13 protein-coding genes and 1 riboswitch are annotated in these 15,382 nt (G+C 69.8%); of the genes, 7 read left to right on the plus strand and 6 right to left on the minus strand.

From position 1 onward, the window contains the following. Window positions 1-39 precede the first annotated feature (39 nt). The 3 genes from ACX80I_RS05470 to ACX80I_RS05480 all read left to right on the plus strand — a co-directional run bounded on the left by ACX80I_RS05470 (window position 40) and on the right by ACX80I_RS05480 (window position 2,290). Window positions 40-858 (plus strand): alpha/beta fold hydrolase, encoded by an 819-nt coding sequence (locus ACX80I_RS05470; protein ID WP_459344124.1) that lies wholly within the window; start codon window positions 40-42, stop codon window positions 856-858. A 130-nt stretch (window positions 859-988) separates the two neighbouring features. Beyond that, the gene (locus ACX80I_RS05475; RefSeq protein ID WP_459344125.1) at window positions 989-1,432 is read left to right on the plus strand and encodes a MarR family winged helix-turn-helix transcriptional regulator; all 444 of its coding nucleotides are present in this window, start codon (window positions 989-991) and stop codon (window positions 1,430-1,432) included. A gap of 126 nt (window positions 1,433-1,558) precedes the next feature. Then, complete coding sequence (locus ACX80I_RS05480) at window positions 1,559-2,290, plus strand: GAF and ANTAR domain-containing protein (RefSeq protein ID WP_459344126.1); 732 nt, start codon at window positions 1,559-1,561, stop codon at window positions 2,288-2,290. 31 nt (window positions 2,291-2,321) lie between these two features. Here ACX80I_RS05480 and ACX80I_RS05485 read toward each other — a convergent pair whose 3' ends face one another. The 4 genes from ACX80I_RS05485 to gcvP are packed head-to-tail and all read right to left on the minus strand — an operon-like array spanning window position 2,322 to window position 8,546. Continuing rightward, on the minus strand, window positions 2,322-3,104 hold the full coding sequence (locus ACX80I_RS05485) for a methylenetetrahydrofolate reductase (protein WP_459344127.1): 783 nt from the start codon (window positions 3,102-3,104) through the stop codon (window positions 2,322-2,324). A gap of 33 nt (window positions 3,105-3,137) precedes the next feature. After that, window positions 3,138-4,511 carry an L-serine ammonia-lyase gene (locus ACX80I_RS05490; RefSeq protein WP_459344128.1) on the minus strand — a complete coding sequence of 458 codons (1,374 nt, stop codon included), beginning with the start codon at window positions 4,509-4,511 and terminating at the stop codon, window positions 3,138-3,140. Then, window positions 4,508-5,641, minus strand: coding sequence for a glycine cleavage system aminomethyltransferase GcvT (gcvT, locus tag ACX80I_RS05495; RefSeq protein ID WP_459344129.1), 1,134 nt, complete (start codon window positions 5,639-5,641; stop codon window positions 4,508-4,510). Before gcvT ends, ACX80I_RS05490 begins: the two co-directional genes overlap by 4 nt. A 10-nt stretch (window positions 5,642-5,651) precedes the next feature. After that, window positions 5,652-8,546 carry an aminomethyl-transferring glycine dehydrogenase gene (gene gcvP, locus ACX80I_RS05500; RefSeq protein WP_459344130.1) on the minus strand — a complete coding sequence of 965 codons (2,895 nt, stop codon included), beginning with the start codon at window positions 8,544-8,546 and terminating at the stop codon, window positions 5,652-5,654. A gap of 154 nt (window positions 8,547-8,700) precedes the next feature. Next, a riboswitch (glycine riboswitch) is annotated at window positions 8,701-8,802 on the minus strand. A 214-nt stretch (window positions 8,803-9,016) separates the two neighbouring features. Between gcvP and ACX80I_RS05505 the strand changes: the two genes are divergently transcribed. From ACX80I_RS05505 to ACX80I_RS05520, 4 genes are all read left to right on the plus strand, one after another. Next, a complete protein-coding gene (locus ACX80I_RS05505; RefSeq protein ID WP_459344131.1) occupies window positions 9,017-10,063 on the plus strand; it encodes an SGNH/GDSL hydrolase family protein in 1,047 nt (348 codons plus the stop codon). Window positions 10,064-10,175: 112 nt separating this feature from the next. Then, window positions 10,176-11,207 carry an LLM class flavin-dependent oxidoreductase gene (locus ACX80I_RS05510; protein ID WP_459344132.1) on the plus strand — a complete coding sequence of 344 codons (1,032 nt, stop codon included), beginning with the start codon at window positions 10,176-10,178 and terminating at the stop codon, window positions 11,205-11,207. A 9-nt stretch (window positions 11,208-11,216) separates the two neighbouring features. Continuing rightward, window positions 11,217-12,161: an SMP-30/gluconolactonase/LRE family protein gene (locus ACX80I_RS05515; protein ID WP_459344133.1), complete on the plus strand. Its 945-nt coding sequence runs from the start codon at window positions 11,217-11,219 to the stop codon at window positions 12,159-12,161. A gap of 253 nt (window positions 12,162-12,414) precedes the next feature. Continuing rightward, on the plus strand, window positions 12,415-12,831 hold the full coding sequence (locus tag ACX80I_RS05520; RefSeq protein WP_459344134.1) for a hypothetical protein: 417 nt from the start codon (window positions 12,415-12,417) through the stop codon (window positions 12,829-12,831). On the opposite strand, the gene ACX80I_RS05525 is transcribed toward ACX80I_RS05520, so the two are convergent. Both ACX80I_RS05525 and ACX80I_RS05530 read right to left on the minus strand, forming a co-directional pair. Further along, window positions 12,801-13,598, minus strand: a complete 798-nt coding sequence (locus tag ACX80I_RS05525) for a response regulator transcription factor (RefSeq protein WP_459344135.1) — start codon at window positions 13,596-13,598, stop codon at window positions 12,801-12,803. The genes ACX80I_RS05520 and ACX80I_RS05525 overlap by 31 nt on opposite strands. Window positions 13,599-13,814: 216 nt before the next feature. Then, window positions 13,815-15,296, minus strand: coding sequence for an MFS transporter (locus ACX80I_RS05530; RefSeq protein WP_459344136.1), 1,482 nt, complete (start codon window positions 15,294-15,296; stop codon window positions 13,815-13,817). Window positions 15,297-15,382: the final 86 nt, after the last annotated feature.

Here is a 15,382-nt window from a genome sequence, read left to right on the forward strand (position 1 = left end):
TCTTGAGAAACGCCCGCACCGCACCCGTAGACTGCCCGGATGCTACCGACTCTTCTCAGCACCGTGCAGGTCGACGGCCTGACCGTCCGCGTGCTCACGACGCCGGGGCCCGACACCTCCGACCGGAGCCCGTACGTCCTCGTCCACGGACTGGGCATGACGCATCGCTACCTCGACCGCCTCCGTGCCGAACTCGCCGCGGACGCCGTCGTGCACTCGATCGACCTGCCCGGGTACGGACCGGACCCGCAGCCGCGGAGGGAGCTCGGCGTCGAGGACCACGCCGCGCTCATCGGCGAGGCGCTCGCCGCCCTGGGCATCTCCTCCTGCACGCTCGTGGGCCATTCCATGGGCGTGCAATTCGTCACAGCGGTCGCCCTGCAGTTCCCGGCCCTCGCCGAACGGATCGTCCTCATCGGACCTGTCGTGGACAGGCACCGCCGGACCGTCCTGCAGCAGGCGGCGTCCCTCGGACACGACACGTTCCGCGAAAGCCCGTCGGCGAATTTCACGGTCTACACCGACTACTTCCGCACGGGCATGCGCTGGTACCTGCGCCAGCTGCTGCCCATGATGGAGTACCCCCTGGAGCGCGCCGTCGAGCGGGTCCAGTGCCCCGTCCTGGTGGTGCGGGGTGCGCGGGATCCGGTGGCGCGGCGCCGCTGGTGCAGGGAGCTGGCGGAGCGGGCGCGGTTCGGTTCCTTCCTCGAGATCGAGGGTCAGCCGCACGTCGTGCAGCACTCCGCGGCCCGCGCCGTCGCGGACGGGATCATCGCGTTCCGCAAGGTCCCCGTTCCCGCCGGCGTGCCCTCCTTGCCCGAAGCTTCGGCCTGGGCGACGGGAAAACTTGAAGATTGAAGCGCATAGTAGACATATTGCGGTTGGTCCCGTCCCCCCTGTAGTTGCGACCGGCCGCAAAGACACGACACCCGGCCGGCGCTGGCAGCAGCACCGGCCGGGTGTTCCAGAACCTCTGAAGGAACATCGCATGCCTGACTTGGAAGAGTGGTCGACCAGCCGCCTGCTCACCACCGCCGCCCGTCTCGTGGACCACGCGTGGAACGAAAGGCTGCTCGACATCGGGATCACCCATGCCGGCTACACCACCCTCGGCGTACTCTCCCGCCAGGGCACCATGACCGGGGCCAAGCTGGCCCTCGCAGTCCACGTGCAGGCACAGACGATCGGCAAGACCATCGAGAAGCTCGAGCGGCAGGGGTTCATCTCCCGCATCCGCGACAGCATCGACCGTCGCAGCCAGCGCATCACCATCACCCCGGCCGGCGTCGAAGCGCTCGCCAAGGCGGAGGACATCGAACGCACGCTGATGGTGGGCGAAGGCCTGGAGTCCTTCGAGCTGCGCAGCCTGCTCCGCGGCATCGTCGGAGAGCTCGCCCCCCAGCGCCAGAGGCCCGCGGCCGCGATCGTCTGAGCCCCGGGCTCGCGTGAATCTCCTGAACGGCCGTCCCCCGGGCGGCCGTTCTTCCGTGTGCCGGTTCCCGGCCCGTTCTCGGACCTGTTTGCTAGACAAGCTAACTATGCCCCGTAAGATGACCGGGTGAACGCCGAACAACAGAACGCTGCAGCTGTGGCCGAACTGCAGGACCTCATGCTCACCAACGAGAACGTGGACCAGTTCCTGGAAGACCTGGCGAGCCTTTCCGCACGGATCCTCGGTGGATCCGTGGAGGTGCAGTGCGGCGTCACGTACCGCCACCGGAGCCTCGCGACCACTGTCGCGTGCAGCAGTGACGAGGCGAGGGCCCTGGACGAGATCCAGTACGGCTTCGGCGACGGGCCGTGCCTGCATGCGATCAGCACGGGCTCCACCGTGATCGTCGACGACGTCCGCACGGACGGCCGGTGGCCCGAATACTTCGAGGCCGTCGCCGGTCACGAGTACTTCGCCATGATGGGCGTCCCCCTCGTGCTCGGACCCGAGGGCGGCGCTGCGCTGAACTTCTACGCCGCGAGCCCCAGCACCTTCACGAGCAGCGCGCAGGCCCTCGCGGAGGGCTTCGCCACGCAGGCGGCGAAGGCACTGCAGATGGTCCTCCGCGTGTCGCAGCACGCCAACACCTCGTCGAACCTCCTGGCCGCGATGGAGTCGAGGACCACCATCGACATCGCGATCGGGATCATCATGGGCCAGAACCGCTGCACGCAGGCCGAGGCGTACACGATGCTGAGCCGGGCCTCGAACGCCCAGAACGTGAAGGTCCGCGAGATCGCGCAGCGCATCGTCAGTGGGATCACCACCGCACCGGCGGAGACGCACTTCTCGAACTAGCAGGACGGGGTCCGGTTCCCGCGGGTCGCGGTCAGGGCCTGAGGGCCCCGGCCAGTTCCGATGCGGCCAGCTCGGCGAGGTCGTTGAAGCTGTACAGGTGCAGTCCCTCGTATCCGGCGCCGTGCAGCGCATCCACCAGCGGTGCCGGATCGTAGGAGGCCGACGAGAGCAACTGCCTCACCACGGACCCCGCGTCGGCACCGCCGGCAGAGCGCTTCAGGAATCCGAGGGACTGGCCCACTCCGATCCGGCCGGCGAGGCGGAGCAGCCGGGAGATCCTCACGGGACCCGGGATGCCCGCCCAGACGGGCAGGGTGATGCCGTCGAGCCGCAGCCTCGAGGGGAAGGCCCGGAGGATGTCCGGGGAGAAGCAGAGCTGGGTGACGCACCAGGAGGCCAGCTCCTGCTTGGCCGCCAGCGTCCTCGCCAGCTCCTCCTCCGCCGTTCCCGGGTGCCCCTCCGGATATACGGCGATGCCCATGCGGAGCACCCCCCCGGACAGCTCTGCGATGTCCTCCATGAGTGCGCCGCTCCAGGCGTAGGGTCCGGCCGCGTCCGCTGCGTCGCCTCCGACCACGAACACATCCGTGATCCCCGCATCGGTGCACTGCGCCACGTACCCGGCCAGCTCGGCCCGGCCGGTCACCGACCGGGCCGCCAGGTGCGGAACGGCCGTGTACCCGGCGCGGGCCAGGTCCACCGCCACGCCCACGGCCTGGCGTGGGCCATGGTGCGGGAGGCAGGTGACGGTCACGACGGCGGGCGCGGGCACATGCGCGCGGAGCCGCTCCACCAGGCCATCCCCCGGGATCACTTCTATCCTGACCGGCAGCTCAGCCACGCGCCGTCAGCACTCCACCACGTTCAGGGCGAGCCCGCCGCGCGCGGTCTCCTTGTACTTGTCCATCATGTCCGCTCCGGTGTCCCGCATGGTCTTGATGGCGACGTCGAGCGAGACGTGGTGCTGGCCGTCACCGCGCACGGCCATGCGTGCCGCGGTGATGGCCTTCATCGCGCCGACGGCGTTCCGCTCGATGCAGGGGATCTGGACGAGCCCACCCACGGGGTCGCAGGTCAGCCCGAGGTTGTGTTCGATCCCGATCTCCGCGGCGTTCTCGACCTGCTCCGCGGTCCCGCCCAGGACCTCGGCCAGCGCTCCGGCGGCCATGGCGCAGGCGGAGCCCACCTCCCCCTGGCAGCCCACCTCGGCCCCGGAGATCGACGCGTTCTTCTTGAAGAGCGAGCCGATCGCCGTGGCGGCGAGCAGGAACCGGACGACGCCGTCGTCGTCGGCGCCCGGGACGAAGTCCACGTAGTACTTCAGGACCGCGGGGATGATGCCCGCAGCCCCGTTGGTCGGCGCGGTCACCACGCGCCCGCCCGCTGCGTTCTCCTCGTTCACGGCCAGGGCGAAGAGGGTGACCCACTCCATCGTGCCGAGGCGGTCGTCCGGGTCGTCGGCCTTCTCCAGCAGCTGCCGCTGCCGTTCCGCCCGGCGCCGGACCTTCAGCCCGCCGGGCAGGATCCCGCCCGTCGTCGTCCCGCGCCGGATGGTGTCCTGCATGACGCCCCAGATCTCGAGCAGCCCCGCGCGCACCTCGTCCTCGGTGCGCCAGGACAGTTCGTTGGCCAGGACGACGTCGGAGAAGGACCACCCTGTGGTCCGGCAGATATCCAGCAACTGGTCGGCGGTGCCGAAGGGGTGGGACACCGGTACGGGCTTGACGGCCGCCGTCTCCGAGCCGATCTGGTCCTCGTCGAGCACGAATCCACCACCGACCGAGAAGTATTCCCTTGTCCGAATGACTTCCCCCGCGGCGGAATATGCCGAGAAGCGCATACCATTGGTGTGGTAGTCGAGGCGCTTCCGGCGGTGCAGGACCACGTCCGTCTCGGGCTGGAAGGGAATCGGGTGCCCACCTGCGAGGTTCAGCGACCCGACCTCGCCGATGCGGGTGATGCGGGCGTCCGCGGACGTCGGATCGACCAGGTGCGGCTGCTCTCCCTCGAGCCCGAGCAGCACGGCCTTGACCGTGCCGTGCCCGTGACCGGTGGACCCCAGCGATCCGAAGAGGTCCACCTGCACGCGCTGCACGTCGGCCAGCAGGCTCCCGGTGCGCAGCACTTCCGTGAAGAGGTAGGCCGCCGTCATCGGTCCGCCCGTGTGGGAGCTCGAGGGCCCGATGCCGATCTTGAACAGGTCGAAGGCGCTGATCGTCACTGGGACATCCCGGCGGGCTTCGCGCGCTTGTAGAACGGCGTGGCGATCACCGTGAACGGTTCGGGTCGTCCGCGGAGGTCCACCTGGACCTCGGTGCCGACGGCGGCGAACGCCGCCTCGACGTAGGCGAGTGCCACCGGGTAGCCCAGGGTGGGGCTCGGCAGGCCGGACGTCACGGTGCCGACGGTCCTGCCGTCGGCGACGACGTCGTACCCGGCGCGTGCGGACCGTCGTCCGACGGCCCGGAGACCGACCAGGCGCCGCACCGGCTCGACGGCCTTCAGCGGCTCGAGCACGGAGCGTCCCACGAAGTCCTCGGCCTTCCTGGTGCTGACCACGGGCCCGAGGCCGGCCTCGAAGGGGTCGGTGTCGAGGCCGAGCTCATGCCCGTACAGGGGCATCCCGGCCTCGAGCCGCAGCGAGTCGCGCGCTGCGAGACCACAGGGCAGCAGCCCGTGCGGGCCCCCGGCCTGCAGGGCGGCGTCCCAGAGGCGCACCGCCAGGTTGCTGCCGATGAAGATCTCGAAGCCGTCCTCACCGGTGTAGCCCGTCCGGGCGAGCAGCACGGGAAGACCGGCGAGCTCGAGCTCCACCGCGGCGTAGTACTTCAGCTCCCGGATGATGCCGGCGTCCTCCGGGCGCGCGAGGTCGAGGAGGACGGCTTCGGCCGTCGGTCCCTGCACCGCGACGAGGGCAGTGGCTTCCGACTGGTCCTCCACGGCGACGTCGAAGCCCTTGGCACGGAGGCGCAGTTCCTCGGCGACGGCGGGCGCGTTGGAGGCGTTGGGCACCACGAGGAAGGAGTCCTCGGCGAGGCGGTACGTGATGAGGTCGTCGATCACGCCGCCCTCGGCGTTGCAGATCAGCGAGTACTTGGCCTTGCCCACGGTGAGAACCGCGAGGTCGCTGACCAGGGCGTAGTTCAGGAACTGCGCTGCCTGCGGTCCGCTCACGAGGACCTCGCCCATGTGTGACAGGTCGAAGAGGCCCGCGGCGTTCCGGACGGTGTGGTGTTCCTCCAGCTCGCTGCGGTATTTCAGGGGCATCTGCCAGCCGCCGAAGTCCGTGAAGGACGCGCCGTGCGCCTGGTGCTGGGTGTACAGGGCGGTGTGTTTGCTCTGCTCGCTCACGTGGGGGTTCCTAGTCTTCGAAGGCTTCGATGGGCGGGCAGGAGCAGATGAGGTTGCGGTCGCCGTGGGCGCCGTCGATCCTGCGCACCGGCGGGAAGTACTTGTCGGAGCGCAGGGAACGCAGCGGGTACGCCGCGAGCTCGCGGGGGTAGGACTGCGTCCACTCGTCCCGGACGAGGACCTGCGCGGTGTGGGGCGCCTGGCGCAGCGGGCTCTCCTCGATGCTGAACTCACCGGCCGCCACGCGGTCGATCTCGCCCTTGATCGCGATCATCGCCGAGATGAAGCGATCCAGTTCGGCCAGGTCCTCGGATTCCGTCGGCTCGACCATCAGCGTGCCCGCCACGGGGAAGGACAGCGTGGGGGCGTGGAAGCCGTAGTCGATGAGGCGCTTGGCGACGTCCTCCGCGGTGACGCCGGTCGCGGCCGTCAGCGGGCGGAGGTCCAGGATGCATTCGTGCGCGACAAGGCCCTGGACGCCCGTGTAGAGCACGGGGAAGTGCTTTGTCAGGCGCGCGGCGACGTAGTTGGCGGCGAGCAGCGCATGCGCCGTCGCGCTGGTGAGCCCTTCCGCCCCCATGAGCGCGATGTAGGCCCAGGAGATGGGCAGGACACCGGCCGACCCGTACATTGACCCGGAGACGGGCGTGCCGCCCGCGGCATCCGGTCCGCCGTCGGTCGCGATGTCCCGGTTGGCGTCCCCGGGCAGGAACGGGGCGAGGTGCGCGGCCACGGCCACGGGACCGACGCCGGGTCCCCCGCCGCCGTGCGGGATGCAGAAGGTCTTGTGCAGGTTCAGGTGGGAGACGTCGCCGCCGAACTCGCCAGGCTGCGCGAGGCCCACGAGGGCGTTGAGGTTGGCGCCGTCGATGTAGACCTGGCCGCCGGCGTCGTGCACCTTCTCGCAGACCCAGCGGACGTCCTCCTCGAACACGCCGTGCGTCGAGGGGTAGGTGATCATGATGGCGGAGAGGTTCTCCGCGTGCTGCTCGATCTTGGCGAGCAGGTCGTCGTGGTCGATGTTGCCGTTCGCGGCGGTACCGACCACCACGACCTTCATCCCGGCGAGGACCGCGGAGGCCGCGTTCGTGCCGTGCGCGGAGGACGGGATCAGGCAGACGGTACGGTTCTCGTCGCCCCGCGAGCGGTGGTAGCCGCGGATGGCGAGCAGGCCCGCCAGCTCGCCCTGGGACCCGGCGTTGGGCTGCAGGGACACGCGGGCGTAGCCGGTGATTTCGGCGAGGCGCTCCTCGAGGTCCGTGATCAGCTCGCGCCAGCCCTCGGTCTGGTGCTTGGGGGCGAAGGGGTGGATCGAGGCGAACTCGGGCCAGGAGATGGATTCCATCTCGACGGTCGCGTTGAGCTTCATGGTGCAGGAGCCCAGCGGGATCATGGTGCGGTCCAGCGCGAGGTCCTTGTCCGAGAGCCTGCGCAGGTAGCGGAGCATCGCTGTCTCCGAGCGGTGCAGCGAGAAGACCGGGTGCGTCAGGAAATCGGACGTCCGGTGCAGGTCCGCGGGGATCCTGTCCCGGCCGGCCGCGGATCCTCCGGTGGTGCCGCCGAAGACCGCCGCGACAGCGGCGATGTGCTCGGGAGTCGTCGTCTCGTCGCAGGAGATGCCGAGGTGGTCGGCGTCGACGCGGCGGAGGTTGTAGCCCTGCGCCTCGGCCTTGTCGGCGTACTCGGCGGCCTTGCCCGGCACGCGGACCAGGAGGGTGTCGAAGAACGCCTCGTGCACGACGGCGGCATCGGAGCCCTCGAGGGCGGCGGCCAGGGCGACGGCGCGCTGGTGGGTGGTGCGCGCGATCGCCGTCAGCCCCTCGGGACCGTGGTACACGGCGTACATGGAGGCGACGATCGCCAGCAGCGCCTGTGCGGTGCAGATGTTGCTCGTGGCCTTCTCGCGGCGGATGTGCTGCTCGCGGGTCTGCAGTGCCAGGCGGTAGGCGGGTGCGCCGTCGGCATCCTTGGAGACACCCACGAGGCGGCCCGGCAGCATACGCTCGAGGCCCTTGCGCACCGCCATGTATGCCGCGTGGGGGCCACCGAAGAAGAGGGGCACGCCGAAACGCTGGGCGGAGCCGACGGCGATGTCCGCGCCCTGCTCGCCCGGAGCCGTGATGAGCGTCAGGGACAGGAGATCGGCGGCGACCGTGACGAGTGCACCGCGCTCCTTGGCCGCGCTGATGACGGCTGCGTGGTTGCGCAGCGCGCCCGAGGCGCCGGGCTGCTGCAGGACGACGCCGTTGATGTCGCCGTCGGGCAGGCCGGCCGAGAGATCGGCGATCTCGACGTCGAACCCGAGCGCCTCGGCGCGGCCGCGCACGACGGCGACCGTCTGCGGGAGGGCGTCGGCGTCGATCACAGTGCGGCCCTTGTTCTTGCCGGAGCGGCGCATCAGGAGGACGGCCTCGGCGACGGCGGAGGCTTCGTCGAGCAGCGAGGCGTTCGCGATGTCGAGGGCGGTGAGGTCCTGCACCATCGTCTGGAAGTTCAGGAGGGCCTCGAGCCGGCCCTGGGAGATCTCCGGCTGGTAGGGCGTGTAGGCCGTGTACCAGGCGGGCGACTCCAGCACGTTGCGGCGGATCACCGGCGGCGTGACGGTGTCGAAGTAGCCCTGGCCGATCATCTGGACGGCGGTCCGGTTGCGGCCCGCGATGCGCCGGAGCTGCGCCAGCACCTCGGTCTCGCTGAGGGCCGCCGGCAGGTCCAGCGCACGGTCCAGGCGGATGCTGGCGGGAACCGCCATGTCCACGAGCTTCTCCAGGCTCGGGTAGCCGAGGACCTCGAGCATGCGGGCAGCGTCGGGGGTACGCGGGCCGATGTGGCGGTCGGCGAAGGTGGATGCGGCGCCGGATGCGGCATCCTGTGCGGTGCCGGGTCGGGAGTCGAGCGAGGCGGTCATGGGGAACTCCGTACGTCAGAAGGAAGCGCGGTGGCGCGTGCCTGGTCGGGTTCCTCCCCGCTCTGTGTGGGACCTGAGAGTTTCCGCAGGGCTCCGCGCCTGCTTGCACCGTCGGTGAGCGCCGGGCGTGCCCGATGCTGCTTTCCAGAGTTGCCTATCCGCAGCGGTACTGGGCCTGAGAGATTCCTGGGGAGGATTTGCTCCTACGGCGCCTGCCGGTTTTGTGTCGACGGCAGGACTCTCCCGCTGCAGATCAGTGGCATATTCAGTTGGGGTGTGCGGCCTGTGAGCCGCCACACAGCTTACCGCGCCGGGCGGATCGGAGGCAAAGATAGCCGTGCCCGAGGCGGGACGATAGCGCCTGCACCGGCACCGGGGAAGGGTTGCGGAAACCTCTCACGGGGTCCTGTCGCGCGCGGGACAGCGGGACTACCGTGGAGCCACACGCCTCTCGAGCACCTGGAGTCTCAATGCCGATTCCCCGCCTCCGCTCGGCCGCCGCCGCCCTGGCGCTGGTAGCTGCCGTCATGGTGCCCGCGCCTGCAAGCGCGGCGGGTGCGTCCTACGTCGCCCTCGGCGACTCCTACTCCTCGGGCACGGGAACGCGCTCGTACCTCGCGGACGGGACCTCCTGCCAACGCTCCGTCTACGCGTATCCCTCGCTCATCGCGAGCGCCAAGGGCTACGCCCTCAACTTCCGCGCCTGCTCGGGGGCGACGGTCCCCGACGTCGTCGCGACGCAGCTCGGCGCCCTGTCCCCCACGACGTCCTACGTCTCGCTGAGCGTCGGCGGGAATGACGCCTCCTTCGTGCCCGTCCTCACGGAGTGCGCGAAGCCGGCCTGGATGAGCAACTGCAACGCGGCCATCGACCGCTCCCAGGCCTTCATCGTCAACCAGCTGCCGGCCAGCCTCGCGTCGCTGTACGCGCAGATCCGGGCGCGTGCGCCGCAGGCCTCCGTGACGATCGCCGGGTACCCGCGGCTCTTCAACGGGGAGGACTGCAATGCGGGCACCTGGTTCTCGCCCACCGAGGAAGCGCGGCTGAACGCGACCGCGGACCTCCTCAATCGCACGACGGCGACGGCGGCAGCCGCTGCCGGCTTCACCTTCGGCAACCCCACCGTCCCCTTCGTGGGACATGCGGTGTGCGACAACGTCGAATGGCTCAACGGGCTCTCGAGTCCGACGTCGGAGTCCTACCATCCCAACAGGACCGGGCACGCCTCGGGATACGTGCCGCTGCTCAGCCCGACCCTCACCGGAAGCCTCGTCAGTGTCACGCAGGCGACCGTGCAGTCCGCCGAGCTGTCCGCTCCCGCGCTCACGCAGCAGCAACAGGGCTACGCGGCGGAGGACGCGAGGATCACACCGAAGAAATTCGTCGCGCCGGACCTGAAGAGCCCGGCGGCGCGGGCCGCAGCGGCGCGGGCGGGCGTCGACCTCACCGACCCCGCGAGCATCGATCGCGCCGACCGCGCTGCGGAGGTCCGGCAGAACTGCGGACGGCGGGGGTAGTCCGACGGCGGATGGACCACATTCATACCTTTGCATGGAATAACCCCGACGGCGGGTCGGTTCTCCTAGCAGGCCCGACGCGGGTCGGAACACCAAGCACGGGAGCGACACCATGGCACGCGAACTGGAACTCGGACTCGACACCTTCGGTGATGTCACGCGCGGGCAGGACGGCAATCCCGTCCCCTACCCGCAGGTCATCCGCAATGTGATCGCCGAGGCCGTCCTCGCCGACGAGGTCGGGGTCGACTTCATCGGCGTCGGTGAGCACCACCGGGACGATTTCGCCGTCTCCGCACCCGAGACCGTCCTCGCCGCCATCGCAGGGCAGACGAAACGCATCCGCCTCGGCTCGGCCGTGACCGTCCTCAGCTCGGACGACCCGGTGCGCGTGTACCAGCGGTTCGCCACACTCGACGCCGCCTCCAACGGCCGCGCCGAGGTCATCCTGGGCCGCGGGTCCTTCACGGAATCCTTCCCGCTCTTCGGCTACGACCTCTCCGACTACGAGCGCCTCTTCGAGGAGAAGCTCGACCTCTTCTCCGAGCTGATCAAGGAGGGCCCGGTCACCTGGTCCGGTACCACCCGCCCCGGCCTGGACAACCACGAGGTGTACCCCAAGACCGAGGGCGGCCGCCTGAAGACCTGGATCGGCGTCGGCGGCAGTCCCGAATCCGTGGTGCGGGCCGCCCGCTACGGCATGCCCCTCATGCTCGCGATCATCGGCGGCGACCCTGCGCGCTTCGCCCCCTACGTGGACCTGTACCACCGGGCGCTGACGCAGCTCGGCCAGCCCCCGCTGCCCATCGGCGTCCACTCTCCCGGCTACATCGCCGACTCCGACGAGCAGGCCCGCGAGGAGCTGTGGCCGGACAACCGGATCATGCGCGACCGCATCGGCCGCGAGCGCGGCTGGGGCCCGACGACGCGCGCCGAGTTCGACCAGGAGGCGGACTTCGGCTCCCTCTACGTCGGATCCCCGGAGACGGTCGCGCGGAAGATCGCGGCGACGGCGCAGACCCTCGGGATCGACCGCTTCGACATGAAGTACAGCGCCGGCCCCCTGCCGCACGAGAAGCTCCTGCACAGCATCGAGCTCTACGGCACGAAGGTCATCCCGATGGTCCGGGAGATGCTCGCCTAGGGTTTCCCCATGACGACGACATCACCTCTTCTCGAGCAAGGCTCTGCGCTCCAGCAGGTCGCCACCGGCGCTGTCTGGGCGGAAGGACCGGTATGGCTGCCGCAGCGCCGCTGTGTCCGCTTCAGTGACATCCACAGCGACCGGATCGTCGAATTCAGTGAGGAAACGGGGGACCTTACGGTCTTCGACGACGATGCCGAGTTCACTAACGGACGTACCCTCGACCTCGACGGGAACGTCGTCGAGTGCTCCCACGGCCGCCGCGCCCTTCAGCGTGACAACGCTGTGCGGCCGGGGGCGGGCCCGGCGCCGCACACGCTGGTCGACCGGTTCGGTGACGTACGGCTGAACTCACCCAACGACGTCGTCGTGAAGTCCGACGGCACCATCTGGTTCAGCGACCCGTCGTACGGGATCATGCGTCCCGAGGAAGGGCACGCAGGCGAGGAGGAGTACGGGGACCGGTACGTGTTCCGTTTCGATCCGGGCGACGGCTCGATCCTGCCCGTGGTGATGGATGTCGAAGCCCCCAACGGGCTCGCGTTCTCCCCGGACGAGAAAACCCTCTACGTCACGGACTCCTCACTGTCCCCGGCGAGCGGCGAGATGGACCCCGACCGGCCGGTGGGGCACGCGATCCACGCCTACGACGTCTATGGAGGCCGGCATGCCAAGAACGGCAGGGTCTTCACGGAGGTCTCGCCCGGGTTGCCGGACGGGATCCGCGTCGACGAGCACGGCAACGTCTGGAGCTCGAGCCTGGATGCCGTCCAGGTCTTCGCGCCCTCCGGGGAGCGGATCCTGCGCATCGCGGTGCCGGAGAAGATCGGCAACCTGTGCTTCGGCGGCGACGACGGCCGCACCCTCTACATCGCCGCCACTTCCAGCCTCTACCGCATCCGCACCACCACCCGGGACGCCACCTCCGTGGCGCGCGGAGCAGCCGCTGCCTAGGAGTCGGCGTACCCACCGCCCATCGCAGTGACGGAACGGGCCGAGCAGCCTTCGCTCTTTCTTCGGTTTTCTTTCGCCCTTCGGCTACGGCGCCATTGAGCGGCGCCGACCAGACTGGAGGTCAGGAGCAAGCACTCCGTGATCTTCCTGCCGGCCCCGGACCGTCCACCGGGGCCGGCAGGCAGCTTCCACCGCCGCATTCCGCCGGACGGGATCGGATCAGCAGGAATTACCGGCAGCACAAGGAGCAGGCGTGACGACGATCGGCCTTCCCTCCGGATCTCCGGGCGTACGTCAGCAGGGTCAGACCGCAACCGACAGGACCGATGTGCAGCTTCCCGTGCTCGACCCACGGATCCTCGATGACCTGGGGACGGAGCTCTCCAGCCAGGAGTGCGCGGTCCGGTTCGCCGAGCTGTTCGGGGAGATGCTTCCGCAGCGGATCCGCTTGATCGAGGCCGCCTTGGCCGCGCACGACGCCGACGCCGCCGTCGTCGCACTCCTCAGCCTCAAGGCGAGCGCCTCGATGGTGGGAGCGCTCCGGCTCGTGGAGGCCTCCTCCTCAGCCCTGGAACTCCTCGATGAGCCCTCGGAACACCCCGCGCTCGCCCTGCGGCTGCAGCGCCTCGGAACGGAATTTCAGTCCGCGCTGGGCGGCATCATCCGGTAGCCGACACCGCGCACGGTGCGGATGAACCGCGGCGCCTTCGTGTCCTCGTTCAGCTTTTTCCGCAGGTTCCGGATGTGCACCTCGACGAGGTGCTGGTCGTTGACCCAGCCGTCACCCCAGATGCGGGCGAGCAGGGTCTCCCGCTGCCAGACCCGGCGCGGGCCGGACACGAGCGTGGCCAGGAGGTCGAACTCGATCCGGGTCAGCGGGAGCTCGACGCCGTCGAGCATCGCGATCCGGCCCTCGGTATCGATGCTGATCGGCCCATGGGTCAGCAGCCCCTCCACCTGTTCCGGCGGGGCCACCGTCGTCGTGGGTGCCACCTGCGGCGCTTCTACCGCCTCAGCTCCGGCCACCAGTAGAGGCTGCGACACGCTGCGGACGGTACTCCGCGGACGGCGGAACATCGCGTTCACGCGCGCACCGACCTCACGCGGGCTGAAGGGCTTGACCACGAAGTCATCGGCGCCGATCTCGAGGCCGATCAACCGGTCGATCTCGTCCTGCCGCGCCGTGATCATGATGACGTAGGCATCGGTCAGCGGCCGGATCTGACGGCAGACCTCCACTCCGTCGATGTCCGGGAGGTTGAGATCGAGGGTCACGAGGTCGGGCTGGCGTTCCCGCACGAGCGCGACGCCCTGCCGTCCGTTCTCGGCCTCGAGAGTGGTGAAGCCGTTCATGCCCAGTGTCATGACCAGCAACTGCCGCACGTCGGCGTCATCTTCGATGACGAGTGCAACACGCGAATCGGGGTCGGATGTCATGGCTCCCACACTGCCAGATGATGGAGCAACGACCCGGGAGCGTCGCGGCCGTTCTCCCGATTTTCTGGCCGGGCCGCCACCGGGTGGCCCTCCCGGCGGCCGGCCCAACGGGCTGATGCTGTCACACCTGCCGGCCCGGTGGACTTCCTGGCGGGAAGCGGGGTCTCCGACCGCGTGGGTGCTGCATGGGCCACAGGATCCGCCCCGGGACGGTAACTAGCCCAGGTGGACCGCCTCGTCCGATGTCGTGAATTCGTCCCGCGCGACGTCGACCAGGAACCACGAGATGGGCGATGCGAGTGCGAGGGCCGCCGCGGCGGCCACGAACACCACGGAGTACCCGTCCACCAGCGACTGCAGTCCACCTGCCGAGCCCTCGGGCGTGCCGGTTGCAGCGGCCGCCGCGTAGAGCGCGGTGAAGACCGCCGTCCCGATGGATCCGCCGATCTGCTGGGTCGCGGAGACGGCAGCGCTGGCGACACCGGAATCACGGGGTGCGATGCCGAGGAGTGCGACGTTCTGCAGCGGCACGAAGATGAGCGCAAGGCCCATGCCGAGCAGGATCTGCGCGGGCAGCACCTCGAGGGCGTAGGAACCGCCGGTGATGCGGCTGAGCAGCAGCAGGCCCGCCGCGGCGACCAGCGGGCCGACCGTCATGAGGATGCGGGGGCCCACCGTCGGCAGGAGGCGCGTGACGACGCCGGCGGACACCATGATCGCCGCCGTCATGGGCAGGGACGCGAGCCCGGAGACCAGCGGGCTCATGCCGAGGACGATCTGGAAGTACAGCGTCAGGTAGAGCAGCGCGCCGAGCAGCGCGGCACCCACCGCGATGGAGGTCAGGTACGCGCCGGCCCGCACGCGGTCGGTGATGATGCGCAGCGGCAGCAGGGGATGCGCCGAGCGCGCCTCGACGAGGAGGAACAGGGCCAGCAGCACCACGCCGACGGCCAGGAAGCCCAGGGTGTCGGCCCGTCCCCAGCCGGCTTCGGCACGCGAGAACCCGTACACCACGGAGGCGAGGCCGAGGCTCACGAGCAGGGCTCCGGGGACGTCGTAGCGGGTGCTTCCCTCGGCGCGGCTCTCGCGGAGCACGCGGAGCCCGACGGCGATGGCCACGACGGCGATGGGCACGTTCACGAGGAGGCACCAGTGCCAGCTGAAGTACTCGGTCAGGACGCCGCCCAGCAGGAGGCCGATGGCCGCTCCGCCGCCGGCGATCGTGCCGTACACCGCGAAGGCCCGCACGCGGTCCTTGCCGCCGGGGAACGTGACCGAGAGGATGGCGAGCGCGGCCGGCGCCAGCAGTGCGGCGAACACGCCCTGGAGCCCGCGGGCCAGCAGGAGCACGTCCCCCGACGCCGCGAGTCCGCCGATGCCCGAGGCGAGGGCGAAGCCGCCCATGCCGACGAGGAAGGAGCGCTTCCGGCCCCAGAAGTCGGCGATGCGCCCGCCGAGGAGGAGGAGCGCGCCGAAGGTCAGGGCGTAGAGCGTGACGACCCAGCTGCGGTCGCTGTCGGACATGCCGAGCTCGGCCTGGGCCTGGGGCAGGGCGATGTTCACGATGGTCCCGTCGAGCACGACGGTGAGCTGTGCCAGCGCGACGATGGCCAGCACGAGCCAGCGGTTCGCGGGGGCCTTCGCCGGGGTGTCGTCCACGGTAGGCGCGGCGGAAGGACCCGAAGGGTGGGTGGTCATGGTGCTCCTCAGAAATGGTGTCGTTCCGAGGGTAGGGGCGGGTGCGCGGCAAAGTCAAACGAACTAGTTCGTTTGGGTATACTCGT

It is taken from the genome of Arthrobacter rhamnosi (assembly GCF_054510855.1).

Coding starts and splice junctions, on each gene's coding strand:
- ACX80I_RS05515 (WP_459344133.1), top strand. CDS start 11,217: ATGACGACGACATCACCTCTTCTCGAGCAAGGCTCTGCGCTCCAGCAG.
- ACX80I_RS05510 (WP_459344132.1), top strand. CDS start 10,176: ATGGCACGCGAACTGGAACTCGGACTCGACACCTTCGGTGATGTCACG.
- ACX80I_RS05475 (WP_459344125.1), top strand. CDS start 989: ATGCCTGACTTGGAAGAGTGGTCGACCAGCCGCCTGCTCACCACCGCC.
- ACX80I_RS05470 (WP_459344124.1), top strand. CDS start 40: ATGCTACCGACTCTTCTCAGCACCGTGCAGGTCGACGGCCTGACCGTC.
- ACX80I_RS05505 (WP_459344131.1), top strand. CDS start 9,017: ATGCCGATTCCCCGCCTCCGCTCGGCCGCCGCCGCCCTGGCGCTGGTA.
- gcvP (WP_459344130.1), bottom strand. CDS start 8,546: ATGACCGCCTCGCTCGACTCCCGACCCGGCACCGCACAGGATGCCGCA.
- ACX80I_RS05525 (WP_459344135.1), bottom strand. CDS start 13,598: ATGACATCCGACCCCGATTCGCGTGTTGCACTCGTCATCGAAGATGAC.
- ACX80I_RS05530 (WP_459344136.1), bottom strand. CDS start 15,296: ATGACCACCCACCCTTCGGGTCCTTCCGCCGCGCCTACCGTGGACGAC.